This window comes from Klebsiella sp. C349492, from assembly GCF_042055345.1.
Classification (GTDB): Bacteria; Pseudomonadota; Gammaproteobacteria; order Enterobacterales; family Enterobacteriaceae; genus Klebsiella; species Klebsiella scottii.
On the sequence record NZ_JANQCE010000001.1, the window covers coordinates 1,467,232 to 1,490,903 of the forward strand.

The window sequence follows — 23,672 nt, forward strand, 5'->3', positions numbered from 1 at the left end:
TGACGGCCCCGGCGTTCCGGGGTCGTCGTGCGGGCCAGGGTTAATTATTGGCTGGCGGCGCGTAAAAAGGCGTGTACCAGCGGCGACGGACGTCCGGCAAGCGCGTTGCGCTCGTGCTGGAACAGCGTCGCGACAAAGAACGGATGCGTCACCAGCTCCACCGCCCGAGTATCACCCTCTTCGTCCCAGCCCGTCACCCGCAGGTCGCCCTGCTCAAGCTCGCGGGCAAACTCCTCGGCAATACCGTAGCTGCAGTGATAGCCCTCTTCGATGCTGTCGCGGCCGTAGGCGCGGGCGATCAGCGTATTAGCGCGCAGCTCAATCGCCGCCGTTTTCTCCACCAGCGAGCAGCTCAGGGGCGCGATAACCATTCGCCCTTCGCTATCCGTTTCCGCATGCCCCGCATCCTGCCAGCCCATAACGTTGCGCGCATACTCGACGATCGCGTGCTGAAAACCGCCGCAGGTGCCGAGGAACGGAATGCTGTTTTCGCGCGCATAGCGGATCGCGATAAACGCGCCGGCGGCATTTTTATAGGGGCTGGCGGGAACGACCCAGATGGCGTCGTAATCGGCAAGCGCCTCGGCATCGTGGATATCGCTGGTCGCCAGCCAGTCATAGCGCAGGGGCAGTTCCAGCACGGCAGCAGCGTCGTCAATGGCGAGGGGAATCGCTTTGTGAGCAATAACGTCAGGGTTGTAGTCGCCAACCAGGGCAATACGCAGGGGAGTGTTCATAGCAGGGTCCTTATGTCAGAACGATTTTCGGGCAACACAAGGAGCCTCAGATTAGCGATCTCCCTCACGGAACACAATCCTTATTTTTCGCCCGTCGGACAATCGGCGTTTGGCGTGAGGGGCGTTATCCGCGGGGGAAATAAATAAAAAAATATAGCTTGTCTTTCACTATCCTGTTCAATTCCCGCTATTTATTTATCCCTTTTTCTGTAGCTATTTTGTTAAATAAAAAACAGTGTTATTACTATCGCAAAAAAGAAATTATTCGCTTTATTTATAAATTAGCCTGTTAAATAATCTGTAACGATTTATTAAGCAGTAGAGGCAGCAAGATGCGTTTCAGTACGATGTCCGATAGCGAAATTATCTCTGAACTGTGCCGCAGAATTAAAGAAACTCGCATGCAGCTCGGGCTCTCCCAAATTGAACTCGCCGAGCGCGCGCAGGTCGGGGCGGCAACCATCAAACGCGTAGAATTAGGTGAATCCGTTACCCTCAGCACGCTGATCGGAATATTGCGCGGTCTGGATCGGCTGCATCAGCTGGAGTCGATTTTATTCGATTCGCACATTCGAACTTTTAATGCGCAAATCAATGCCACCGCCCCTCCCCGCATCCGTATTCGCAAAAAAGCGCAGCCGCCAAAAGAGAAATGCGCCGTCGCCGAACAGGCCAGCGAAGCGAACGCCACCATTAACGAATGGTACACCTCGTCAGCGTCCCACAGCGTTGTCTGGTCTTTTCTGCCGTCGGAGGCAGAGAAAAAAAGCTAGCCTGATAAGGGAAACAGCCCGCGGGCTGGAGTAGTCGTTCAGGAGGAGGGCCGAAAAAAACCGCCTGCGGCGCAGGCGGCGTTGGCGGACTTCAGGATTCGCAGACCGCGACTTTAATCGCCAGCCCGCCGCGGGCGGTTTCCCGATATTTCGCGTTCATGTCTTTCCCAGTCTCAAACATGGTATCGATGACTTTATCCAGCGAAACTTTCGGATCGCTGGTGCGGTGCATCGCCATGCTGGCCGAGTTGATCGCCTTCACTGCCGCAATCGCGTTGCGCTCAATACAAGGTACCTGTACCTGACCGGCAACCGGATCGCACGTCAGCCCGAGGTTGTGCTCCATGCCGATTTCAGCGGCAATGCAAACTTTCTCCGGGCTGCCGCCCAGCAGCTCCGCCAGCCCGGCGGAAGCCATGGAACACGCCACGCCCACTTCTCCCTGGCAGCCAACTTCCGCGCCGGAAATAGAGGCATTCATTTTGTACAATATGCCTATCGCGCCGGCGGTCAGGAAGTAGCGCATATAGATTTCCGGCGTCACCGTTTTGATAAAGCGGTCATAATAGGCCAGCACCGCCGGCACGATGCCGCAGGCGCCGTTGGTGGGCGCAGTGACCACCCGTCCGCCGGAGGCGTTCTCTTCCCCCACCGCCATCGCGAACATGTTGACCCAATCCATTGCGCTAAGCGGCGTAATTGACTGGCTTTGGGGAGCCAGCACGCGGTGCAGCGCCGAGGCGCGACGCGGCACCTTTAACGGCCCCGGCAGAAGGCCTTCGGTACTCATGCCGCGGTTAATGGCGTTTCTCATGGTCTCCCAAATTTTCGCCATATTCTGCTCAACGCTGTCTCGTCCGTGGCGGGCGGCCTCATTTTTCATCATCACCGCGGAAATCGACAGGCAGTTGTCGTGGCAGTGCGCCAGCAGGTTGCGGGCTGAGTAGAACGGGAAAGGGATGTCGACTTCAGCATCCTGGCTCTTGCCGAACTCCTCCTCGGTGACGATAAAGCCGCCGCCGATGGAGTAATAGGTCTGGAAGTGGACGATTTTTCCGTCGCAAAGCGCCGTAATGCTCATACCGTTTTCATGCAGCGGCAGAAACTCATTATGAAAACGCATGCATTCCACCACCGGGAACGCAATTTCCCGCTGGCCCTCTTCAATACGCAGACGCTGCAGGGTATTAACGTCACGAATAATCGAGGGAATGGCGTCGATATCGACGGTATCCGGCAAATAGCCGGAGAGTCCAAGAATAATCGCAATATCGGTATGGTGGCCCTTACCGGTTAACGAAAGGGAGCCGTATACGTCCACCACCAGGCGAGTCACTTTATGCAGCAGGCCTTTTTCCTGCAGGGTATCGACAAAATGTTTCCCCGCCTTCATCGGCCCGACGGTGTGTGAGCTGGAGGGCCCGATACTGATTTTGAAAATATCGAAAACGCTAATCATGTGGCACCCATAGGGTTACAAAGCAAAACGAATGCGCCTCCTGTGACAGGAGGCGCCGGGGGCTTAGCTGAACAGAGAGTAGAAGATGGCGGAGATGGCAATCAGGCCAATCACCACCACAAACGCGTTGCTGATGTGGCCGCTGTACTTACGCATGGCCGGTACTTTATTGATGGCGTACATCGGCATCAGGAACAGGATCATGGCGATAACCGGGCCGCCGAGGGTTTCAATCATACCCAGAATGCTCGGGTTCAGGGTCGCCACTATCCAGGTGGTCACCAGCATGAACAGCGCGGTGATTTTGTTCAGCTTGGTAATCTCGATAGATTTGCCTTTACTGCGCAGAGACTTGATCACCATGCCGTTAAAGCCTTCACGCGCGCCGAGGTAGTGGCCGAGGAAGGACTTGGTAATCGCGATCATGGCGATAATCGGCGCCATCCATGCAATCAGCGGCGCGTTGAAGTGGTTCGCCAGGTAAGAGAGGATGGAGATGTTTTGCGCTTTCGCTTCCGCGAGGTTTGCCGGGGAGAGGCTCAGCACGCAGCTGAAGACGAAGAACATCACCGTCAGCACCATCATGATGTGCGCATAGCTGAGGATGCGGGCGCATTTACGCTCGGCGTCCTGGCCATACTCTTCACGTTTCGCCACCGCGAAGGATGAGATAATCGGCGAGTGGTTGAAGGAAAACACCATCACCGGAATAGCCAGCCACAGCGTCATCCACAGGCCGTTCCCCGTTGCGGAGGCGCTGCTCAGCGAGAGGGTATCCAGAACCGCACCGTTCCACTGTGGAATCAAATACAGCGCCAGGATCATCAGCGCCGCCACAAACGGGAACACCAGCACGCTCATCGCCTTAACAATCATTTTTTCGCCAAAACGCACAATGCCCATCATGCCCACAATTAAAATCAGCGACAAAATTGCGCGCGGCGGAGAGACCAGGCCAAGCTGATGGGTAATAAAGCTGTCGACGGTATTGGTGATCGCGACGCTATAAACCAGCAGAATCGGGTAAATAGCAAAGAAGTAGAGCAAGGTAATAAGCTTGCCGGCGCCAATGCCGAAATGCTCTTCCACCACTTCGGTAATATCTTCGCCAGGGTTTTTACCTGAGAGCACGAAACGGGTTAAACCGCGATGGGCAAAAAAGGTCATCGGAAATGCGAGAATAGCCATGATGATCAGCGGAATTAAACCGCCACCCCCGGCGTTAATCGGCAGAAAAAGAACCCCGGCGCCAATAGCCGTCCCGTACAGTCCCAGCATCCAGACGGTGTCACTTTTTCTCCAGCCGCTGCTCTCGCGAGCGACGAGGGTATTTTGAACGCTTTCCATAATATGGCCTCAATAATATAGAGTGGAACCCAATTTAACGGGCTCTGTTTCAGGTAATAAATCGCAGTGTTTGTTTTGCTATTTTATTAAACTAAGCCAAACTGATGTACATACGGCGATCACATAACCTGATTTATCACGAGGACTTTTAAAGTATCAAAAATAGCACCTGAGATTTAATATATTTTTAAGGTATCATTTTTAATACGTTATTATAAAAAGAACTTCAGATAGTCGCGAAATAATATATTACAAGAGCCGCGTGGCGTAGAGAAGCCCCGTTTTTTAAATAAAAAAAACCCGCAGAGATACGGGCTGATTCAAGAGCAAAATCCATTTGTAGCAATAACAACTCAATGTGTCCTGATCTATTCTATGCGTTGCACAAAAAAATAACACTCCTGATTCCAGGGGGATTGCAGCCGTTGCAACAAGACCACCCCCTGCCGGCAGCGACGCCCTGACACGCTTTGGCAGTCGGTCATGGCAGATGATAATATCTGCATTGCCAAACGCTGTGGGCTGCTTTGCGCGCCTGCCGCGATATCACTGAGGCATCACAGTGAATTTTTTATACCGGAGATACCGATGCTAAAACCACTTCCCATTATGGATGATGACGGGACGACCCGTTCGCTTTCGCCCCGGCCGGAGCAGCCTGGCGCTATTACCGGCGGTAAAATATTGGTGAGCGCCTGCCTGATGGGGTTTCAGGTACGCTATAACGGCAGCGGCAAGGCGCAGCTGGCCGAGACTCTGGCGCGCTGGCAGCGCGAAAACCGGCTGGTGATCCACTGCCCTGAGCTGGCCGCCGGGCTACCGGTGCCAAGACTGCCGGCAGAAATTCTCGATGCCCAGGGCGCGGAGGTGATGCAAAATCGCGGGCGCATCGTTGAAAGCGACGGCCACGACGTCACCGCGCACTATCAGCTGGCCGCCTGGCTGGCGCTGAAGGCCGCCCAGGAGGGAGGCTGTCAGGCGGCGCTGCTCACCGACGGCAGCCCGACCTGCGGCAGCCAGTTTATCTACGACGGCACCTTTAGCGGGCAGCGTAAGCCCGGCTCCGGCGTGGCGGCCGCCCTGCTGCGCCAACACGGTATTACGGTTTTTTCCGACGGGCAGATCCCGCAGCTGCTTGCCTGGATGGAACAGATGGAGAATAGCGATGATCCAATGTAAACGCGTCTACGATCCGGCTGAAGCCGGCGACGGCTATCGCGTGCTGGTCGACAGGCTTTGGCCTCGGGGAATTAAAAAAGAGGCTCTGCGCTACGATGAGTGGTGCAAAACCCTGACCCCCTCCGCGGAGTTACGCAAGGCCCTGCACGGTGAAGTCATCGATTTCGCCAGCTTCCGCGAGCAGTATTGCCGGGAGCTGGAAAGCCACCGTGACGAAGGATTGCGCCTTGCCGCGCTGGCTCGCCAGCAGCCGCTAACGCTGATTTACGCCGCCAAAAATACCCGGCAAAACCATGCGCTGGTGCTGGCTGAGTGGCTGGAAAACCTGCCTGCCGGCGAGGTTACGCCTTAGCGGGGTGATCCCGGCGCCACAGCTCCCATTCATCGAGGGTTTCCCCGCCGGGCAGCTTACAGTCGCTGCGTACGCCCTGCGGCGTCTGTACCGGTATCAGCTTACCGCCCTTCTGACCGCAGTAGACCGAGGCCGGGTTCGCCATGCCGATAGACTTCGGCGGCGGCGGCGCATCCTGCGGCTGCGGCTGTATCGCGCATCCGGCCAGTGCCAGAGGCAGTAGTATGGTCATCCACTTCATTTTGACTCCTTTTGTTGATCAAAGCCGCTATGGTGCCCTGATTCTTCACGGTTTCTCCATTTTAACTACACTTTTGCGCCGTAGAGTAGCGCTTGTTCTCTAATTGACCAGAGAACAGATCATTCCATAATCAATGAGTTTTCCCCGTCGCCCCCGACGGGGCTTTTTTCCCGCTGCGACCGCAGGTATTCCCTCAGCTAATGTGTTAAATTTGTTGTATCTATGTTTACTTTTCGCTGTTGGCCGTTTTCAGCCTTCTTTACCGGCGATAACGCTCGGCGATCGGGAGCCGTACATTCATGTCAGATTTTATTCTTGCCCGCGTCTCGCAAACGCTCGCCAACGAACATTCGCTGGAGCTGTTAGTGCGACAACTGCTTGAAATGTTGGAACTTGTGACCCGAATGGAGTCAACCTATCTGACTCGTATTGATCTTAGCGCTCAGCGCCAGCTGGTTATGTATGCGCACAACAGTAGCGAAATGACGATACCGGAAGGATTTTCCATAGCGTGGAATGAGTCGCTGTGCAAACGTGCCATCGATGATAACTGCCTGTTCAGCAACGACGTTGCCAGCCGCTGGCGCTCGTGCATTGCCGCCCAGGAGCTCGGTATCGCCACCTTTTTCAGCATTCCCGTTCGCCTGACCGACGGCTCATTGTACGGCACGCTCTGCGCCACCAGCCGTCAGAAACAGCCCTACAACCTGGAAGGTGAGCAGGTGATGAGCCTGTTCGCCAACCTCATCTCCCATTACGTTGAGAAAGAGACGCTGGTCGAACAGCTGCGCGCCGCCAACTCGGCGCTGGAGATGCACTCTTACACCGATGAATTAACCCGCCTACCCAATCGTCGCGCGCTGTTCAAGCACCTCTCGGCGATGTTCCCGCGCGCGCGCGAACTGCAGCGCAATATTTTACTGATCTTTATCGATCTCGATGACTTTAAGGCGATCAACGATCGGTTCGGCCATCCGTGCGGCGATAGCTTCCTGATCCAGATCGGCGAACGCTTAAACGCCCGCGTGCGCGAAGGGGATCTGGTGGGTCGCCTCGGCGGTGACGAGTTTTTGATTGTCGGGGCGGGTCTCGACGCCGAAGAGCAGCGGGCGTTTATCGCCGCTCTGCGCAAAGAGATCAGCGGAATTTACTTCCTGGCCGGGCATCGTATCAGCTACCCGGGCGCCAGCTTTGGCGTGATTGACGTCAATCCGCAAACGATGGATATGGAGAGCGCGCTGCGGGCCGCGGACGATGCGATGTATCAGGATAAAAAGTCGCGCCGTAAAGAGACCTTCCTGGATATTGACTAAACTGCCGGTATTTCCAGTATGATAGCGGACATCACTCGCATGCTCAGGGACAACACAATGAAATTGGGTATTCTTTTTCCGGTAGTAATTTTTATCATCGCCGTTATTTTTCTTGGCTGGTTCTTTGTTGGCGGCTACGCGGCACCGGGCGGCGCATCGTGAAAAAAAGCACCATTCTGATGGTTATTATCGCCGCTATCGCGCTAGCTGGCGTGCAATTTGGCTGGTGGTAACCGCCCTTTGCCGTCGCGCTTAAATTGCAGAGTTGTCTTATCCACTCAATAACTTAACGCGATACACTCACTTCACCAGCCGAACCCGCCGCCAGTCGCGGGCGGACGGCGGACTAACGGAGAAGTGAGAATGAAAAAACCGATCGTGTTGTCGTTGCTGCTCGCGCTATGCACGCTGTTATCGGGATGTATCGTTGATGATGGCTATCATCACAGACACCACCACCATCATTACGACGGAAGAGGCTGGTGAAAAAAGGCGGATCAAGGCGAACCGGCGTTCGCCTTGTTTCATTTAGTCCTGGCGGTCAGAACCTAAAAAGACGAAGCCCAGCGGAATGGAGAAAAGCAGCGTAAACACGATGCTGTAGACCGTCACCATCGCCCCTTGCAGGAAGAACATCGAGGTTGTCCACTCGGAGTACGGCATATTGTACTCACTCACCACGCCGCCAAACGTCGCACGTCCAACTACGGCAAGAGCGATGGCAAACACCACCGTTACCGACAGGAAAAATTTCTTACTGTTTTTATTGCTGATGAGCTTATGCAGAATCATCCGGGTTCCCTTTTATCTGACCGATAATCGGCTGTATATGTAACACCAACGCAATTAAAATTGAAGGGCTTTTGTTACAAGCCAGAGATTATTGCTGCCAGGCCGGCTCAGCGATACCGGCCGACCGTTTACGACTGCAGCGTCGCCAGGCGCGCAGCAAAACCGACAAAGATCAGGCCAATCAGGCTGTTGCCAATTTTGGCGAGCTTCTTTTTCGTTTTAACGTAGCGCGTCACAAAAGAGCCGGAAACAATTAAGAAGCTCATGTAAATAAAGCTAATCACTTCCAGGGTCAGCGCAAGAATAAAGAAGGCCAGGCCCGGCGTCTTCGCGGTAACGTCGATAAACTGGACGAAAAAGGAAACATAGAACAGGATAGCCTTCGGGTTGGTCAGGCTGAGGGTCAGCGAACGTTTCAGGATCGCGCTCGCCGGCTCGGCGTCGGTGTCGGCATGACCTTCCCGCTGCGTCAGCACCGCGTAGAGCATTTTCCCGCCCAGCCACAGCAGATAGATGGCGCCGAGATAGCGCACAATATTGAACAGTACCGGCGTCGTCTTAATCAGCGTGGCTACGCCGGCAAAGGCCAGCAGCATCAGCACCGCGTCGCCGATAAACACGCCGGCCGCCGCCAGATAGCCCTTCCGGACGCCGTGCGCGATGCCGGTTTTCAGGACAAAAAAGGTATTTGGGCCAGGCACCAGAATGATAAAAATAGCCCCGACCAGGTAGGTCAAATAGTTCAAAACACCAAACTCAGCGAACACACTGCACTCCTTCGCGTTCAACAAACAATATGATCGCGCTCACGTTAACGCAACTAACGTGATTTTGAAAGAGCTTACGGTGCCTGTTGGCTTAGTACAAAGAACCTTCGCCCAGCGGACGCGTTTTGAAACGCCGGTGAACCCACAGGTATTGCTCGGGCGCGCGCAGAATCTCTCTTTCGATAACCCTGTTGATGTAGCCGGCCGCTTCCTGCTTATCTTCGCCAGGATAATCGTCCAGCGTCTCGCTGATATATAAGGTGTAGCCTTGGCCGTTCGCTTTACGCACCATGCTGATGGTCAGCATTTTGGCGCCGGAGAGACGCGACAGGACGTAGGTACCGTTGGTCGTCGCGGCCTGCGGCACGGAGAAAAACGGGGCAAAGACGCTGCCTTTCGGGCCGTAATCCTGATCGGGGGCAAACCACACCGCTTCGCCGGCCTTCAGCGCGTGCACCAGGCCGGACAAATTACGGCGATCGATCATCGCTTTATTCGAGCGCAGGCGTCCACGGGTCTGCACCCACTCCATCAGCGGGCTGTTGTGCGGACGATAGGTCGCCATCATCGGCCGACACAGGCCCATAGTACGACCGCCGAGCTCAAGAGAAATAAAGTGTACGCCGACCGCCATTACGCCCTTACCAGCATTCATGGCCTTTTCGAGATTTTGGAGACCTTCTACGTCAAACCATTTCCTGACGCGCTCATCGCTCCAGAACCACGCCATGCCGGTCTCAATCAACCCCATTCCCAGCGACATAAAGTTCTGCTCGATCAGCTTTTCTCTCGCTTCAGCAGACATGTCGGGGAAACAGAGCTCAAGGTTTCTTCTGGCAATATGCTCCCGGCGTTTGAGGAAGCGTCGCGAGGCCTTACCGGCGGTGGTGCCGATGCTGTGCAGGAGCGGATAGGGTAATTGCACGATTGACCAGAGAATGGCCAGGCCAAACCAGGTCCCCCAATTGCGGGGATGCAAAAGACTCTTATTAAAAGCGGAAGGCATGATTTTTCCTGTAAACATCCTAAATGAGGTAACGCTTAAGGAAAAAACGATTCCTTTCATCAGTCGTTAGGCGGTACATATAGCTAGTACGACAATAGTAATCTGCCTAAATTCACTCGGGCAAGTAAAAATGAACAGGGAGGGGAAAAAAACATAATACCAGCATACTTGTTACAAAATGTAAATTAAAAATGAATAATAAATTAAAAGTATTCTTCTGTAAAATCATTTCCATGCTATTCATTTATGCAGGTGATGGGCCTGCACCTGCAGAAGAGCCCCTTTGTGCCGCCGCGCTCCGCCTCGCACCCGGCACCGCGCCCGTTCAGCAAAGGCCCGGCGCCCCGGCGCTGTCAGCGCGTTCAGCGCCCCCTGGCGCGGCGTAATAATGACGCGGGCCGGGACGCAGAGTAAGCAGCCGCGAGGTCCAGGGCGGCATCGGTGCGAATAATTCTCCCCGTTCATATTGGAACAAAAATTTATCGCCGGCGGGGAGAACAAAAATAAGACTCGGCTTATTTTATCTTCCTGACAAATAATGACAGATATATAAGGTTGCTTTTATTTCGAACGCTTATTCCGCATTATTTATGTACAGCAATGCCTTTCGCCGAACAGCAGGCAATAAAATTCAGCTGCCGCCGCTGACGCCGGAAAAAGCGCATCATCGCCAGAAAACGCGGACGATTCTCCCGCTTAAGCAGGCCATTACAGATGATTCTCAGCGCCTGGCTGAAACCTTCGTCTTTGATCAACCCCCGCGCCGACATCAGCGACATCGGCCCCGCGTGGCAGCGAACGGAGTCAAACCCCACCTCTTCAAAGAGAGACTGCCAGCGCGCCTGGCTCATGGGGCTGACGTGAGATTTGACCACCCCCTGCAGCTCCATGCGCTCCCCCTCCCCCAGCGCCTGCTGAGTGTACATAATATCGTGGGTCAGCAGGCGGCCGCCGGGTTTGAGCACGCGATAGTATTCCGCCACCAGCTTCTCTTTGGCTTTATCGGCATACATGGTCAGCATCGCCTCATTAATCACCACATCAAAGGTGGCATCGGGAAACGGCAGCCGGGTGGCGTTAGCTTCCATCACCAGCACCTTATTATCCACACCTTCCAGCACGATATTTTGCCGGGCCTTCGCCAGCGCATCTTTATCCATATCGATGGCGTACACGCGGCAGCCAAATCGTTTCGCCAGCTCTATCGAAGTGGTTCCCATATTACAGGCCACCTCCAGCACCGTACTCTCGGAGGATAAATCGGCCTGGCGGAACAGCCACTCCGTCGCTTCTACGCCGCCGGGCCGCAGCCGGGTTTTTCCCAGACTGGCTAAAAATGTGTGTCCGGCCTTTTCACTCGCATTCATCTGCAGCACCTCATGATTTATAAGATGCATTATAAATACATCATTATCTTTGACGAGGGAATATTGATAATGACTTTTATTTGCATTTGACCGTTCGCAAGCCGCTGCCGCGCGCCGGTAAAATCAATTGCAATTGATAACAATTACTTAAAGTAACCACCCGGCCTGGAGACGAACTTAACGCTGCGTTTTAATTGTAATGAGAAACATTCTCATATTAACATATGCGCTATCGTTCCATTTTTCTGAATTCGGCCATGTCCTCACTTTCCGCCACCGCCGCACCGCTGACGCTTGCTTCGCTGTATCACGCCCATCACGGCTGGCTGAAAAACTGGCTGACCGGCAGACTGCAATCCTCGTTCGACGCCGATGACGTCGCCCAGGACACCTTTATGCGGGTGATGGCCGGTGAATCCTTAACGACCATCCGCGATCCGAAATCCTTTCTGTGCACCATCGCGAAACGGGTGATGATCGATCTGTTTCGCCGCAATGCGCTGGAGCGCGCCTGGCTTGAGATGATTGCCCAGCTCCCCGAGGCGCTGGCGCCCTCTGCCGAGCTGCAGCAAATTCAGCTGGAAACGCTGCAGCAGATCGACGCGATGCTGGATGGCCTGAGCCAGAAGGCGCGGGAAGCCTTTTTACTCTCGCAGCTGGAAGGCCTGACCTACGCCGAGATCGCCGTACGCCTGACGGTCTCCGTCAGTTCGGTGAAAAAATATGTGGCCAAAGCGACCGAGCACTGCCTGCTCTTTCGCCTGGAGAACGGTCTGTGACCACGAAACTTACCGACTCGCGTCGCCAGGCCCTGCGGTCGGCCTCCCACTGGTATGCCCTGCTAAGCGACGGGCGCCCCAATCCGCAGCAGGAAGCCCGCTGGCAGCAGTGGTATGAGCAGGACCTTGACCACCGCTGGGCCTGGCAGCAGGTCGAAAACCTGCGTCAGCAGATGGGCCACCTTCCGGGCGCGCTTGCCAGCCGGGCCCTCAACGACGGTCGGGCAGCCCGCCGTCAGGTGCTGAAAGGATTGATGCTGCTGGCGATCGCCGGCGGGAGCTGGCGGCTGTGGGACAGCGAGCTGGCGGAGGGGCTTCGCGCCGACTACCGCACGGCCAAGGGGATAACGCGTCGCCAGCCGCTGGCGGATGGCTCGGTTCTGACCCTGAACACCGACAGCGCCGCCGACGTCTATTTCGACGCGCAGCAGCGCCTGGTGCGCCTGCGCTACGGCGAAATTGCCATCCGCACCGCCCGCGACGCTCTCCAGCGGCCGTTCCGCGTACAGACCCGCGACGGCAACCTCACCGCTCTGGGCACGGAGTTTACCGTTCGCCAGTTTGCCGATGAAACCCGCCTGGCGGTGCAGCAGCACGCCGTTGAGGTGCGATTAGCGCACGGCCAGTACCGGAGGGTGGAAGCCGGAGAAAGCCTGCGCTTCAGCGCTGAAGCCTTCTCCCCGATACAGACGCTGAGCGCCGGTGAAGATAGCTGGACTCAGGGCGTGCTCAGCTTTCGCGACCGCCCCCTGCGCGAGGTTATCGCCACGCTGTCCCGCTATCGCCCCGGCATTCTGCGCTGCGATCCCCGCGTTGCCGATTTACGCCTGAGCGGCACCTTCCCGCTGAACGATACCGGGACGATTTTGCAGGTTATTACGCAAACGCTGCCGGTAAAACTGCAGTTTGCCACCCGCTATTGGGTCACCGTCGTCCCCGCCTGAGAAAAAAAATACAAAAAATTCTCATTCTCCATTGTCCCTTTTCCCCTGCTCGTTCGACTTAACAGGTGAAAACAACCAAAACAATCGTGGAGAACACATGACGCCTTTACGCGTTCTACGCAAACCAATGCCTCTGGTGATGGCAATCCGTTTAAGCCTGCTGCCGCTGGCGGCGCTGGCCGCTGCGCCGGTCTTTGCCGCCGCTCAGTTTGATATCGCCGCCGGAGATTTAGATACCGCGCTCAATCAGTACGCCGCCCGCAGCGGCATCACCCTCTCAACCGACGCCAGCCTGACGCGGGGCAAGCATAGCGATGGCCTGCACGGCAGCTACGACGTTGAGGATGGTCTGCAAACGCTGCTGAACGGCAGCGGCCTGCGGCTCAAAGCGCTGGGCCATAACGCCTGGACGCTGGAGCCCGCACCCGTTGAGAATGAGGCGTCGCTGACGGTTATCGGCGACTGGCTAGGAGACGCGCGGGAAAACGATGTCTTTGAACACGCCGGCGCCCGCGACGTCATCCGCCGCGACGAGTTTGCCAAAACCGGCGCCGCCACCATGCGTGAGGTGCTGAACCGCATCCCGGGAGTCAACGCCCCGGATAATACCGGCACCGGCAGCCACGACCTGGCGATGAACTTTGGCATCCGCGGCCTGAACCCGCGCCTGGCCAGCCGCTCCACGGTACTGATGGACGGTATCCCGGTGCCCTTCGCCCCCTACGGCCAGCCCCAGCTGTCGCTGGCTCCGGTATCGCTGGGCAATATGGATGCCGTCGACGTTGTTCGCGGCGCGGGCGCCGTGCGCTACGGACCGCAGAGCGTTGGCGGCGTCGTTAACTTCGTCACCCGCGCTATTCCGCAGGATTTTGGCATTGAGGGCGGCATCGAAGGCCAGCTAAGCCCAACCTCCTCGCAGAACAATCCCAAGGAGACGCACAATCTGATGATTGGCGGCACGGCGGATAACGGGTTTGGCTCCGCGCTGCTCTATTCAGGAACGCGCGGCAGCGACTGGCGCGAGCACAGCGCCACCCGCATTGACGACGTGATGCTGAAAAGTAAATATGCGCCAAACGAGGTGCATACCTTTAACAGCCTGCTGCAATATTATGACGGCGAGGCCGACATGCCCGGCGGGCTCTCCCGCGCCGATTATGATGCCGACCGCTGGCAGTCTACCCGCCCGTACGACCGCTTCTGGGGGCGCCGCCAGCTCGCCAGCCTCGGCTATCAGTTTCAGCCGGACGCCATGCATAAGTTCAATATTCAGGGCTTCTATACCCACACGCTGCGCAGCGGCTACCTTGAGCAGGGCAAGCGCATTACGCTCTCTCCGCGCGAATACTGGGTGCGGGGGATCGAGCCGCGCTACAGCCAGAGCTTTACGCTCGGCGCTACCGCGCATGAAGTGGGCGTCGGCTATCGCTACGTGAATGAATCCACCCATGAGATGCGCTACTACACCACGACCGCCAGCGGCGAGCTGCCGAGCACCGCCAGCCCTTACGATCGCGATACCCGTTCCGGTACCGAGGCGCACGCCTGGTATATCGACGACCGCATTGATATCGGCGACTGGACGATCACCCCGGGCATGCGCTTCGAACATATTGAGTCCTATCAGGATAATAACCTGAAGGGCACCCGCGAGCAGGTCAGCTACAACGCCCCGCTGCCGGCGCTCAACGTGCTTTATCATCTCACCGACAGCTGGAATCTTTATGCTAACACCGAAGGATCGTTCGGCACCGTACAGTACAGCCAAATTGGCAAGGCTGTGCAGAGCGGCAATGTGGAGCCGGAAAAGGCCCGCACCTGGGAAATCGGCAGCCGCTACGACAACGGCGCGCTGAGCGCGGAAATGGGCCTGTTCCTGATTAACTTCAATAATCAGTACGACTCCAACCAGACCAACGATACCGTCACCGCGCGCGGTAAAACCCGCCATAGCGGGCTGGAAACCCAGGCACGCTACGATCTTGGCGATCTCACGCCACGCCTCGACAACCTGTCGGTATACGCCAGCTACGCGTACGTTAACGCCGAAATCCGTGAAAAAGGGGACACCTACGGCAATCAGGTCCCGTTCTCGCCGAAGCATAAAGGCACCCTCGGCGTGGACTATAAGCCGGGCAGCTGGACCTTCAACCTCAATAGCGATTTCCAGTCCAGCCAGTTTGCCGACAACGCCAACACGGTTGCGGAAAGTGCCGACGGCAGCACCGGCCGCATCCCGGGCTTTATGCTGTGGGGCGCGCGCGTCGCCTACGATTTTGGTCCACAAATGGCCAACCTCAACCTGGCGGTCGGGGTGAAGAATATCTTCGACCACGAGTACTACACCCGTTCATACGACGATAACAACAAAGGCATTTACGCCGGTCAGCCGCGCACCCTGTACCTGCAGGGGTCGATGAAATTCTGACGATGGCCGTTCACCGCCTCAGCCTGAGGCGGTGATGTTTGTGGATGATATCGGCGGGACGATCCCGGCGTCCCGCCATTCTGGAGTGAGTATGTTGGCTATTTTACGTCTTCTATTCGCCGCGCAGCTGGCGCTCAGCGGCGCGGCTTTTGCCGTGACGGTCGAGGATCAGCAGGGGCGATTTACCCTCGATACCCCCCCGCAGCGGATCGTCGTGCTGGAGCTCTCCTTCGCCGATGCGCTGGCGGCGGTTGACGTCAGCCCCGTCGGCATCGCCGACGATAACGACCCCGCGCGCATTTTGCCCGAGGTCCGCGCGCATCTGAAACCGTGGCAGTCGGTCGGCTCCCGCGCCCAGCCCTCTCTGGAGGCGATTAGCGCCCTGCGCCCGGACCTGATCGTGGCCGATAGCAGCCGCCATCGCGGTATTTACGCCGCCCTGCGGCAAATCGCCCCGGTGCTGCTGCTGAAGTCGCGGAATGAAACCTACGCAGAAAACCTGCAGTCGGCGGCCATTATCGGCAAAGTCGTCGGCCAGGACCCGCTTATGCAGCAGCGCCTGGCGCAGCATCGCCAGCGGATGGCTGATTTCGCCGGCCAGCTGCCGGCCGGCGCCAGCGTGGTATTCGGCACCTCCCGCGAACAGCAGTTCAACCTGCATTCGCGCGATACCTATACCGGCAGCGTGCTAAGCGCGCTGGGGCTGTCGGTTCCGGAGGCCATCGCCGGCGCGCCGATGGCGACGATCGGCCTCGAACAGCTGTTGGCCATCAACCCGCAGTGGCTGTTTGTTGCTCATTATCGGACGGAAAGCATCGTGCGTAAATGGCAGCAGGACCCGCTATGGCAGATGCTGCAGGCGCAGCAGAAGCAGCAGGTGGCCGCCGTTGACAGCAACAGCTGGGCGCGGATGCGCGGCATGTTTGCCGCCGAACGCATCGCCGCTGATGCGGTTAAAATTATTCACCACCAGGCGGTCGACGTGCAGCAATGAAATCATCCCGTTCCGCTTTGCTGGTCTGGGGGCTGCCGCTGGTCGGGCTGGCGGGTCTGCTGTGGCTGAGCCTGTTTAGCTATTCGGCGATCCCCGTTGCGCCGCTGGAGGCCTTGCAGGCGCTGCTGGTCCCCAAAACGCCCTCTCTGGCCCAGGCGCTGGTGCTTAATCTTCGTCTGCCGCGAAGCCTGGTGGCGATCGCGCTCGGCGGCAGCCTGGCGCTCTCTGGCTCTCTGCTGCAAATCTTAACCCATAATCCGCTGGCCTCGCCGTCCCTGCTCGGCATCAACAGCGGCGCGGCGCTGGCGATGTCGCTAACCAGCGCCTTCAGCCCGGCGCCGTTGGCGGGCTATTCTCTGGCGTTGATTGCCGCCTGCGGCGGCGGCGTCAGCTGGCTGCTGGTGATGGCGGCCGGCGGCGGCTGGCGTCAGGAGATCGACCGCAACCGCTTGATCCTGGCCGGGATCGCCCTGTCAGCGCTGTGCATGGCGCTGACCCGCGTTACGCTGCTGCTGGCCGAAGATCACGCCTACGGAATTTTATACTGGCTGGCCGGGGGCGTTTCGCACGTTCGCTGGCCGGAGTTCTGGCAGCTGTTTCCCTTTGCGGCGCTGATTATTCCCGGCGTATTTCTGCTGGCAAACTCCCTGAATTTACTCCACGTCGGCGATAGCACCGCCCACTCGCTGGGGGTGAATCTCTCCCGGCTGCGGCTGGCGATCAACGCGGCGGTGCTGCTGCTGACCGGCGCCTGCGTCAGCGTGGCGGGGCCGGTGGCCTTTATCGGCCTGCTGGTACCGCATCTTGCGCGCCTGTGGGTTGGCCAGGACTGCCGCGTTTTGCTGCCGATGGCGGCGCTGCTGGGCGGCATATTTATGCTGCTGGCGGATATTCTCGCCCGCGCGCTGGCCTGGCCCGGAGAGCTCCCGGCGGGCGCGGTGCTGGCGCTGGTCGGAGCGCCGTGCTTTGTCTGGCTGGTCAGGAGGCGCGGATGAAAATGCGCATCGCCTGCCTGCTGCTGGCGCTGCTGGCGTTAAACGCGATCTCCCTGCTTATGGGGGCCGTTCCGCTGCCCTGGCAGGCGCTGTTCGACGGCTGGCACAAAACCAGCGAGTACCACTACGTCCTGATGCAGTATCGCCTGCCGCGGGTGGTGCTGGCGCAGATCGTCGGCGCCGCGCTGGCGGTCTCCGGGGTGCTGATTCAGGGCCTGGTCCGCAACCCGCTGGCGTCGCCGGATATTCTCGGCATCAACCATGCCGCCAGCCTGGCGTCGGTCACCGCGCTCTATTTTATCCCGTCACTGTCCGTGCTGTGGCTACCGCTGGTGGCGTTTAGCGGCGGCATGGCGGCAATGCTGGCGCTGGTTGCGCTGGCCGGTTTTGCCCGTCCGATGCGCCTGGCGCTCACCGGCGTGGCGCTGTCGGCCTGCTGGGCCAGCCTTACCGACTACCTGCTGCTCTCCCGGCCCCAGGAGATCAATAACGCGCTGCTGTGGCTGACGGGCAGCCTGTGGGCGCGGGACGGCTCATTCGTCGCTATCGCCCTGCCCGTGCTGGCGATCCTGCTGCCGTTAAGCCTGCTGCTTAGCCACAGCCTGGATTTACTGGCGCTTGGCCATGAGCGGGCCGGGACCCTCGGCGTCAATCTCCGGCTGCTCCACCGCGGCGGCCTGCTGCTGGCGGTAGCCCTGACTTCGGTTAGCGTCGCCGTCTGCGGCCCGATCGCGTTTATTAGCCTGGTGGTGCCGCACCTCGTGCGCCGCTTTACGGGCGGCAGCCACCGCTACCTGCTGCCCGTTTCGGCGCTGACCGGCGGGCTGGTGCTGCTGTTGGCCGATCTGCTGGCCCGTACGATTCATCCCCCAATGGAGCTGCCGGCGGGCGTATTAACCGCCGTTATCGGCGCGCCATGGTTCATCTGGCTGCTGGTAAGAGTACGTTGAATGGAACTGAGAACTGAAAACCTGAGCGCCGGCTACGGCGCCAAACGCATTATCGACCGGCTGGATCTGACCCTTCCCGGCGGCCAGATCAGCGCCCTGCTCGGGCCAAACGGCTGCGGTAAATCAACCCTGCTGAAGTGCTTCTCGCGGCTGCTGACGCCGACGGCGGGTAAAATATGGCTCGGCGAGCGGGCCCTGTCGGGCTTTAGCCCGCGCCTGCTGGCCCGCCATTTGGCTTTGCTGCCGCAGCAGCACCATACCCCCGAAGGGATTAGCGTACGCGAGCTGGTCAGCTACGGCCGCAGCCCGTGGCTGCCGCTGTGGGGACGCCTCAACGCCGAGGATCGGCGGATCGTTGCCGACGCGCTTGAACGTACCGGCATGACGCCGCTCGCCGGGCAGCCGCTTAGCGAGCTTTCCGGTGGGCAGAGACAGCGGGCGTTTGTGGCGCTGATCCTTGCCCAGGATACGCCGCTGGTACTGCTTGATGAGCCGACAACCTGGCTGGATATCAATCATCAGGTGGAGCTGATGAAGCTGATGCGCGAGCTGCAGATGTGCGGAAAGACGGTGGTTACCGTCCTTCACGATCTTAATCAGGCCAGCCGCTACTGCGACCATCTGGTGGTGCTGGAAAACGGTAAAGTGCGGGCCCAGGGCCTGCCGGAGCAGGTGCTGACGCCCGCGCTGCTGCGCAACGTTTTCCAGCTGGAGGCGGAAATTCACCCCGACCCTATCTCAAAGCGCCCGATGTGCGTGATGAAATAGCGCACGCCTCCGGCTAACAGGGCGATCAGTAAGTATGGAAATAGTTCTGAATCACCTCCGGTTTACGCGTTTGCGTCAGGGCGGTCATCAGCAGAATGCGCGCTTTTGCCGGGTTCAGCGAGTCGGCCACCAGCCCAGGCTGGCTATCGTCGGCCGGGACCACGCCGCTGCCGGTACGAGAGGCGCGCACCACCACGATGCCGGCTTTTTGCGCTTTTTCGATCCCTGCGGCGCTGCGCACGGATACCGAACCGGCGCCGGTTCCGGCATAGACAATGCCGTCAACGTGGTGAGCAATCGCCGCATCGTACATATATTCCGGGTCGTCCTGATAGCCGTAAATGATCACCACCTTCGGCAGCGTATTCAGCTGACGAACGTCAAATACCGAACGCAGGGTATGAATCTTATCGACGCGCGTTTCAAACTGCGGCTTGCCGCCGACGATAACGCCCAGATAGCCCTCTTCCGGCGCTTTGAAGGTATCGAGGGAGTTGGCGTTGGTTTTGGTCACAAAGCGCGCGGCGCCGATGCGATCGTTCAGCACCACCATCACTCCCCGCCCCTTCGCCTCGGGATCGGCGGCAACGGTGACCGCCTCCAGCAGGTTCATCGGGCCATCGGCGCTTATCGCCGTTGCCGGCCGCATCGCCGCCGTCAGGACGACCGGCTTATTGCTTTTCACCGTCAGGTTGAGGAAGTAAGGCGTTTCATCCAGCGTATCCGTACCGTGGGTGATCACCACTCCGTCAACATCGTCTCTGGCCAGCAGTTCATTCACCCGCTTAGAGAGTTTGAGGATAATATCGCTGGTCATATTTTCACTGCCGATATTCGCCACCTGCTCGCCGTCCACCCGCGCAACCTTGCTCATTTCAGGCACCGCGTTAATCAGGGTCTGGACGCCAATTGCGCCGGCTTTATAGCCGGTAGTTTGGGTATTGCTGGCCGCCGACCCGGCAATGGTCCCGCCGGTGGCGAGGATCACGATATGCGGCAGGCGCGTTTCACTGGCAGCCAACGAACTCATTGTCAGTAACGCAATCGCAAGTAATGCTCTAAAATTCATATTCACTCATCCCCAAAATAGATATTAATCAAACTGGCGGAGAGTTAATGCAAACGGCTTGCCACTATTTATTTTCTTTTTACAGGCAAAATGGTTAACTATCGGGCAGTAAAGGCTTTTTCATTCATTTCTCGCGCAGATTTGGTGCAGCGATGCTCCAGGATGGGCATGTTTTGACAATGAAATCGCCGCCGGACTAAGCGTTTATTATTTTCGTCGTCCCGCTTCAGACGCGTTGCCATTAAATTATCACGACAGTAACGGCCATGATCGACCTATTTTATGTGGATATCGCGAAGAGGGAAAAACGATGCGTCTCGCCTTAAAATCAGCATTGATGCTTACCACTCGTGTCATACAGATAATCAATCCCGAACTCCATCTGCATATGCAGCGAACGGCCCTCATCGCCCTTGAGCTTTCGCTGGCGTTACGGCTGCCGCGTCAGCAGCAGCAGACCATCTTTTGCGCCGCGCTGCTGCACGATATCGGCGTGCTGGGCGATAAGCGGATGATTACCTCGCTCAATGCGATAGATAACCTTGACGATCCTCACCAGCAGCGAGGGGTGGAAATGCTCAGCGGCCTCGCCACCTTCGCGCCGATCCTGCCCATTATTCGTCACCACCACTTCAGCGTGGACTATAAAGGTAGCCTCGACGAGCATATCGTCTGTTTTGCCGACTCCTTCGAACGTCTGCTCTCCGCAGACGAGACGGCGACCGCGTATCAGACTGATATTATTATTGATAAATTCCGCACCCTGCATCAGGAGCTGGACCCGCAGCTGTGCCGTACCCTGTGTCAGCTGGCGAAAAAGGAGCACTTCTGGCTGCATCTTAATCCCGGCCATATCCAGCGGATGCTGGAAATTATCGGCCCGATTAACGATCTGTATATCGATATCGACGGCCTGAAGGATATTTGCTTATTGATTGCCAAAATCGTTGATACCTACAGCAGCTTCACCGCCAGCCACAGTATTATGGTCGGCGAAATATCCTGGCAGCTGGCACGCTACATGGATCTGCCGGTAGAAGAGTGTAAGAAAATCGAGGCCGCCGGCTACCTGCACGATATTGGCAAGATCTTTATCCCGCTAAATATTCTGGAAAAACAGGGAGAGCTGGCCCCGGAGGAGCGGCTGCAGGTGCGCGAACACAGCTATATGACCGGCGAGCTTCTCAGCGCCTTTAGCGAACTTGGCGAGATTATTAACTGGGCCGCCAACCATCATGAAAAGCTCGACGGCAGCGGATATCCGCTGCATCTGAGCGCAGATTATCTGCATCTGCCGGACAGAATCATCGCCGTCGCCGACATTTTTACCGCGCTGACCGAAAATCGCCCCTATCGCCAGGCGATGAGCTATCAGCAGGCATTACGGCTGATTGAAAACGATGTTATAAATGGCGCGCTGGATGCGAATGTTTTTGCCGTTTTACGCCAGCATGCCGCAACGCTCCATCGCGAAATTATCGGCAAAAAACGCGACCAGTCGCCACCGTGACCTGCCGGCAGCCGGCGGACAGGACGGGGTTCTATAATAAAAAATGACATTATAAATTCATCTGCACGCAAGGAAAACACGGGTGAGAATCGCCACCATGACCAACTGGGCCTACGGCATCACCGTCGCCCTGACCCTCGCCTCAGGCATTGCGATGCTGATGGCCTCAAACGCGGATACTGCCGAACGCCAGGCGGTGCAACAGCGCCAGATTTTCGACCAGCTCACCGAAGAAGTTGAAACGGACGCCTGGGCGCTTTCGGACCTCGCGCGAACCTATGTCATCAATAAAAGCCCTGAGGTCCTGGAGGAGTATCGCCAGCAGGCTCAGGTGATGACCGCCATCGAGCAGCGGCTAGGAAAGCTTAAAGATAACGGCGCGACCGCCGAGGAGCTGGGGCTGCTGCGCGAGGGGTTGCGGATTGCCGACGAGCTGCAGGACGAGCAGCAGGCGGCGCTGGCTAATATCGCCCGCGGTGAGGATAAAGACGCGGTCGGCCTGCTGTACGGTAAGCCTTATGAGCAGGAGCTGGAGCGGGTTCAGACGCAGATCGACCACTTCCGGCTGCTGCTGGAAGGCCGGGCCAACAGCGCTATTGCGCAAGCCACCGAAAAGTCCCATACCTGGCGCAGCCTGTCAGAGCTGATGGTTGGACTGACGGCGCTGATGTTCCTGTTTGTACTTGGTTTTATTCTGCAACGCCGGGTGCTGTATCCGGTTGTGCGCCTGAGCGATGTCGTGCAAAGGCTCGCCTCGCAGGATTATGCGGTCGAAGCGCCTAATTTCACCCAGATTGATGAGATTGGCGATATGGCGCAGGCGATCCGCATTTTCCGCGAGAACGGCCTGGCGCGCCAGCGCCTTGAACAGGAGCGCGACGCCGACTGGGCGATCCGCGAGCTGCTGGCGCGGATGACCCAGCGCCTGCAGGGATGCGAGTCTTTCGAGGATGTGATTAAAGTGGCCGAGCTTTTCGCGCCCAATATCGCGCCGGAGATCCCCGGGCGGCTGTATATTCTCGACCTCGACCCTTGGCAGATGCGCTGCGTCGCCCGCTGGCTCTCGCCGCCGGATGAACCGGAGGTCTTTCATCCCGAGAACTGCTGGGCCGTGCGGCGCGGTCTGAGCCATCCTCCGGTTAACGGCGAGCCGGATATTGCCTGCTACCACCTGCCGGAGTCGAGCGCGGAGTGGTCGCTTTGCGTCCCGCTGATTGCCCAGGGGGAAGCCATCGGCCTGCTCTCCTTCAGAAACGTCACGCCGGCCACGGCCCCTTCACGCGCCTATCTTGAGCTGATGGCCGAAGCGCTGGGCCTGGCGCTGGCGAACCAGCGCCTGCGCAACGCGCTGCTGGAAAAGGCGCTTTTCGACTCGCTGACCGGGCTGCGCAACCGCCACCACCTTGAAGACGCCCTGCATACCCAAATGAATCTGGCGGTACGCAACGGCACGCCGCTGAGCTGCCTGATGATCGATATCGACCACTTCAAAGCGATCAACGACAGGTATGGTCATGAAGCGGGTGATTTGGTGATTAAAAACGTGGCGTCCATCGTGCAGCGCGCGGTGCGCGATATCGGCATGGCTTTCCGCTACGGCGGCGAAGAGTTTTTAGTCCTGCTCGCCGGCACCAACGAAGAGTCGGCGCTGGCGTGCGCCGAGGATATTTACAACAACGTCCGCAACATGACGCTACGCTACGGCCTGAGCGAGATGGGTCAGATAGATGTCTCTATCGGGATTGCCAGCTTCCCGCAGCATACGCAAAGCGACAGCCTGCTGCGCGCCGCCGACGCCGCGCTGTATCGGGCAAAAGAGCTCGGCCGCTCGCGGATCGTCAGCTTCGGGATGCTCAAGACCGACTGACGGCGAGTCGCCTATCCCCGCTCAGCAACGTTCGC

General features: G+C 57.9%; 24 protein-coding genes. 15 read left to right on the plus strand and 9 right to left on the minus strand.

The window, feature by feature from the left end:
* Nucleotides 1–44: 44 nt before the first annotated feature.
* Entirely contained in the window at nt 45–737 is a 693-nt protein-coding gene (locus tag NWP14_RS06910; RefSeq protein ID WP_375215034.1) for a CTP synthase, read from the minus strand.
* A gap of 332 nt (nt 738–1,069) precedes the next feature.
* Between NWP14_RS06910 and NWP14_RS06915 the strand changes: the two genes are divergently transcribed.
* Nucleotides 1,070–1,510, plus strand: coding sequence for a helix-turn-helix domain-containing protein (locus NWP14_RS06915; protein ID WP_095096673.1), 441 nt, complete (start codon nt 1,070–1,072; stop codon nt 1,508–1,510).
* Nucleotides 1,511–1,601: 91 nt separating this feature from the next.
* On the opposite strand, the gene NWP14_RS06920 is transcribed toward NWP14_RS06915, so the two are convergent.
* A complete protein-coding gene (locus tag NWP14_RS06920) occupies nt 1,602–2,969 on the minus strand; it encodes an L-serine ammonia-lyase (RefSeq protein ID WP_095096671.1) in 1,368 nt (455 codons plus the stop codon).
* Between the two features lie 63 nt (nt 2,970–3,032).
* Entirely contained in the window at nt 3,033–4,316 is a 1,284-nt protein-coding gene (locus NWP14_RS06925) for an HAAAP family serine/threonine permease (RefSeq protein WP_095096668.1), read from the minus strand.
* A gap of 702 nt (nt 4,317–5,018) precedes the next feature.
* On the opposite strand from NWP14_RS06925, the gene NWP14_RS06930 reads away from it, so the two are divergent.
* Entirely contained in the window at nt 5,019–5,495 is a 477-nt protein-coding gene (locus tag NWP14_RS06930; protein WP_375215106.1) for a DUF523 domain-containing protein, read from the plus strand.
* The gene (locus NWP14_RS06935) at nt 5,482–5,847 is read left to right on the plus strand and encodes a DUF488 domain-containing protein (RefSeq protein WP_346431687.1); all 366 of its coding nucleotides are present in this window, start codon (nt 5,482–5,484) and stop codon (nt 5,845–5,847) included. Before NWP14_RS06930 ends, NWP14_RS06935 begins: the two co-directional genes overlap by 14 nt.
* Here the strand turns inward: NWP14_RS06935 and NWP14_RS06940 are convergent.
* Entirely contained in the window at nt 5,837–6,088 is a 252-nt protein-coding gene (locus tag NWP14_RS06940) for a DUF333 domain-containing protein (RefSeq protein ID WP_375215035.1), read from the minus strand. The two genes, NWP14_RS06935 and NWP14_RS06940, sit on opposite strands and share 11 nt — an antisense overlap.
* Before the next feature lie 299 nt (nt 6,089–6,387).
* Between NWP14_RS06940 and NWP14_RS06945 the strand changes: the two genes are divergently transcribed.
* The 3 genes from NWP14_RS06945 (at nt 6,388) to NWP14_RS06955 (ending at nt 7,887) form a co-directional block, all read left to right on the plus strand.
* Nucleotides 6,388–7,401 (plus strand): sensor domain-containing diguanylate cyclase, encoded by a 1,014-nt coding sequence (locus NWP14_RS06945; protein WP_331850502.1) that lies wholly within the window; start codon nt 6,388–6,390, stop codon nt 7,399–7,401.
* A 57-nt stretch (nt 7,402–7,458) separates the two neighbouring features.
* Nucleotides 7,459–7,563, plus strand: coding sequence for a YoaK family small membrane protein (locus NWP14_RS06950; protein WP_041145046.1), 105 nt, complete (start codon nt 7,459–7,461; stop codon nt 7,561–7,563).
* A gap of 201 nt (nt 7,564–7,764) precedes the next feature.
* Complete coding sequence (locus NWP14_RS06955) at nt 7,765–7,887, plus strand: hypothetical protein (RefSeq protein ID WP_095096653.1); 123 nt, start codon at nt 7,765–7,767, stop codon at nt 7,885–7,887.
* A gap of 42 nt (nt 7,888–7,929) precedes the next feature.
* On the opposite strand, the gene NWP14_RS06960 is transcribed toward NWP14_RS06955, so the two are convergent.
* From NWP14_RS06960 to NWP14_RS06975, 4 genes are all read right to left on the minus strand, one after another.
* Nucleotides 7,930–8,193 (minus strand): DUF2534 family protein, encoded by a 264-nt coding sequence (locus NWP14_RS06960; RefSeq protein WP_095096650.1) that lies wholly within the window; start codon nt 8,191–8,193, stop codon nt 7,930–7,932.
* A 128-nt stretch (nt 8,194–8,321) separates the two neighbouring features.
* On the minus strand, nt 8,322–8,960 hold the full coding sequence (gene leuE / locus NWP14_RS06965) for a leucine efflux protein LeuE (protein ID WP_095096648.1): 639 nt from the start codon (nt 8,958–8,960) through the stop codon (nt 8,322–8,324).
* Between the two features lie 91 nt (nt 8,961–9,051).
* Nucleotides 9,052–9,966, minus strand: coding sequence for a kdo(2)-lipid IV(A) palmitoleoyltransferase (lpxP, locus tag NWP14_RS06970; protein WP_095096645.1), 915 nt, complete (start codon nt 9,964–9,966; stop codon nt 9,052–9,054).
* A gap of 584 nt (nt 9,967–10,550) precedes the next feature.
* Complete coding sequence (locus NWP14_RS06975; RefSeq protein ID WP_095098078.1) at nt 10,551–11,333, minus strand: class I SAM-dependent methyltransferase; 783 nt, start codon at nt 11,331–11,333, stop codon at nt 10,551–10,553.
* Nucleotides 11,334–11,590: 257 nt separating this feature from the next.
* On the opposite strand from NWP14_RS06975, the gene fecI reads away from it, so the two are divergent.
* From fecI to fecE, 7 genes are all read left to right on the plus strand, one after another.
* The gene (gene fecI, locus NWP14_RS06980) at nt 11,591–12,112 is read left to right on the plus strand and encodes a ferric citrate uptake sigma factor FecI (RefSeq protein ID WP_095098075.1); all 522 of its coding nucleotides are present in this window, start codon (nt 11,591–11,593) and stop codon (nt 12,110–12,112) included.
* Complete coding sequence (gene fecR, locus NWP14_RS06985; RefSeq protein ID WP_331835477.1) at nt 12,109–13,056, plus strand: ferric citrate uptake sigma factor regulator FecR; 948 nt, start codon at nt 12,109–12,111, stop codon at nt 13,054–13,056. Before fecI ends, fecR begins: the two co-directional genes overlap by 4 nt.
* Before the next feature lie 97 nt (nt 13,057–13,153).
* The gene (fecA, locus tag NWP14_RS06990) at nt 13,154–15,484 is read left to right on the plus strand and encodes a TonB-dependent Fe(3+) dicitrate receptor FecA (RefSeq protein ID WP_331835478.1); all 2,331 of its coding nucleotides are present in this window, start codon (nt 13,154–13,156) and stop codon (nt 15,482–15,484) included.
* Between the two features lie 91 nt (nt 15,485–15,575).
* Entirely contained in the window at nt 15,576–16,478 is a 903-nt protein-coding gene (locus NWP14_RS06995) for a Fe(3+) dicitrate ABC transporter substrate-binding protein (RefSeq protein WP_375215036.1), read from the plus strand.
* Nucleotides 16,475–17,473 (plus strand): iron-dicitrate ABC transporter permease FecC, encoded by a 999-nt coding sequence (fecC, locus tag NWP14_RS07000; protein WP_375215037.1) that lies wholly within the window; start codon nt 16,475–16,477, stop codon nt 17,471–17,473. Before NWP14_RS06995 ends, fecC begins: the two co-directional genes overlap by 4 nt.
* Nucleotides 17,474–17,475: 2 nt before the next feature.
* A complete protein-coding gene (gene fecD / locus NWP14_RS07005; RefSeq protein WP_375215107.1) occupies nt 17,476–18,423 on the plus strand; it encodes a Fe(3+) dicitrate ABC transporter permease subunit FecD in 948 nt (315 codons plus the stop codon).
* The gene (fecE, locus tag NWP14_RS07010; RefSeq protein ID WP_375215038.1) at nt 18,424–19,191 is read left to right on the plus strand and encodes a Fe(3+) dicitrate ABC transporter ATP-binding protein FecE; all 768 of its coding nucleotides are present in this window, start codon (nt 18,424–18,426) and stop codon (nt 19,189–19,191) included.
* Between the two features lie 25 nt (nt 19,192–19,216).
* Here the strand turns inward: fecE and fraE are convergent, their stop codons facing one another.
* Nucleotides 19,217–20,260 carry a fructose-asparagine asparaginase gene (gene fraE / locus NWP14_RS07015; protein WP_375215039.1) on the minus strand — a complete coding sequence of 348 codons (1,044 nt, stop codon included), beginning with the start codon at nt 20,258–20,260 and terminating at the stop codon, nt 19,217–19,219.
* 310 nt (nt 20,261–20,570) lie between these two features.
* Between fraE and NWP14_RS07020 the strand changes: the two genes are divergently transcribed.
* Nucleotides 20,571–21,770, plus strand: coding sequence for an HD-GYP domain-containing protein (locus NWP14_RS07020; RefSeq protein WP_095096621.1), 1,200 nt, complete (start codon nt 20,571–20,573; stop codon nt 21,768–21,770).
* Between the two features lie 82 nt (nt 21,771–21,852).
* Nucleotides 21,853–23,637, plus strand: a complete 1,785-nt coding sequence (locus NWP14_RS07025) for a diguanylate cyclase (RefSeq protein WP_095096618.1) — start codon at nt 21,853–21,855, stop codon at nt 23,635–23,637.
* Nucleotides 23,638–23,672 lie beyond the last annotated feature (35 nt).

What these genes read in the sequence shown, in the direction of transcription:
- NWP14_RS06910 (WP_375215034.1), bottom strand. Translation starts at nt 737, where the DNA reads ATGAACACTCCCCTGCGTATTGCCCTGGTTGGCGACTACAACCCTGAC.
- NWP14_RS06915 (WP_095096673.1), top strand. Translation starts at nt 1,070, where the DNA reads ATGCGTTTCAGTACGATGTCCGATAGCGAAATTATCTCTGAACTGTGC.
- NWP14_RS06920 (WP_095096671.1), bottom strand. Translation starts at nt 2,969, where the DNA reads ATGATTAGCGTTTTCGATATTTTCAAAATCAGTATCGGGCCCTCCAGC.
- NWP14_RS06925 (WP_095096668.1), bottom strand. Translation starts at nt 4,316, where the DNA reads ATGGAAAGCGTTCAAAATACCCTCGTCGCTCGCGAGAGCAGCGGCTGG.
- NWP14_RS06930 (WP_375215106.1), top strand. Translation starts at nt 5,019, where the DNA reads ATGGGGTTTCAGGTACGCTATAACGGCAGCGGCAAGGCGCAGCTGGCC.
- NWP14_RS06935 (WP_346431687.1), top strand. Translation starts at nt 5,482, where the DNA reads ATGATCCAATGTAAACGCGTCTACGATCCGGCTGAAGCCGGCGACGGC.
- NWP14_RS06940 (WP_375215035.1), bottom strand. Translation starts at nt 6,088, where the DNA reads ATGAAGTGGATGACCATACTACTGCCTCTGGCACTGGCCGGATGCGCG.
- NWP14_RS06945 (WP_331850502.1), top strand. Translation starts at nt 6,388, where the DNA reads ATGTCAGATTTTATTCTTGCCCGCGTCTCGCAAACGCTCGCCAACGAA.
- NWP14_RS06950 (WP_041145046.1), top strand. Translation starts at nt 7,459, where the DNA reads ATGAAATTGGGTATTCTTTTTCCGGTAGTAATTTTTATCATCGCCGTT.
- NWP14_RS06955 (WP_095096653.1), top strand. Translation starts at nt 7,765, where the DNA reads ATGAAAAAACCGATCGTGTTGTCGTTGCTGCTCGCGCTATGCACGCTG.
- NWP14_RS06960 (WP_095096650.1), bottom strand. Translation starts at nt 8,193, where the DNA reads ATGATTCTGCATAAGCTCATCAGCAATAAAAACAGTAAGAAATTTTTC.
- lpxP (WP_095096645.1), bottom strand. Translation starts at nt 9,966, where the DNA reads ATGCCTTCCGCTTTTAATAAGAGTCTTTTGCATCCCCGCAATTGGGGG.
- NWP14_RS06975 (WP_095098078.1), bottom strand. Translation starts at nt 11,333, where the DNA reads ATGAATGCGAGTGAAAAGGCCGGACACACATTTTTAGCCAGTCTGGGA.
- fecI (WP_095098075.1), top strand. Translation starts at nt 11,591, where the DNA reads ATGTCCTCACTTTCCGCCACCGCCGCACCGCTGACGCTTGCTTCGCTG.
- fecA (WP_331835478.1), top strand. Translation starts at nt 13,154, where the DNA reads ATGACGCCTTTACGCGTTCTACGCAAACCAATGCCTCTGGTGATGGCA.
- NWP14_RS06995 (WP_375215036.1), top strand. Translation starts at nt 15,576, where the DNA reads ATGTTGGCTATTTTACGTCTTCTATTCGCCGCGCAGCTGGCGCTCAGC.
- fecC (WP_375215037.1), top strand. Translation starts at nt 16,475, where the DNA reads ATGAAATCATCCCGTTCCGCTTTGCTGGTCTGGGGGCTGCCGCTGGTC.
- fecD (WP_375215107.1), top strand. Translation starts at nt 17,476, where the DNA reads ATGCGCATCGCCTGCCTGCTGCTGGCGCTGCTGGCGTTAAACGCGATC.
- fecE (WP_375215038.1), top strand. Translation starts at nt 18,424, where the DNA reads ATGGAACTGAGAACTGAAAACCTGAGCGCCGGCTACGGCGCCAAACGC.
- fraE (WP_375215039.1), bottom strand. Translation starts at nt 20,260, where the DNA reads ATGAATTTTAGAGCATTACTTGCGATTGCGTTACTGACAATGAGTTCG.
- NWP14_RS07020 (WP_095096621.1), top strand. Translation starts at nt 20,571, where the DNA reads ATGCGTCTCGCCTTAAAATCAGCATTGATGCTTACCACTCGTGTCATA.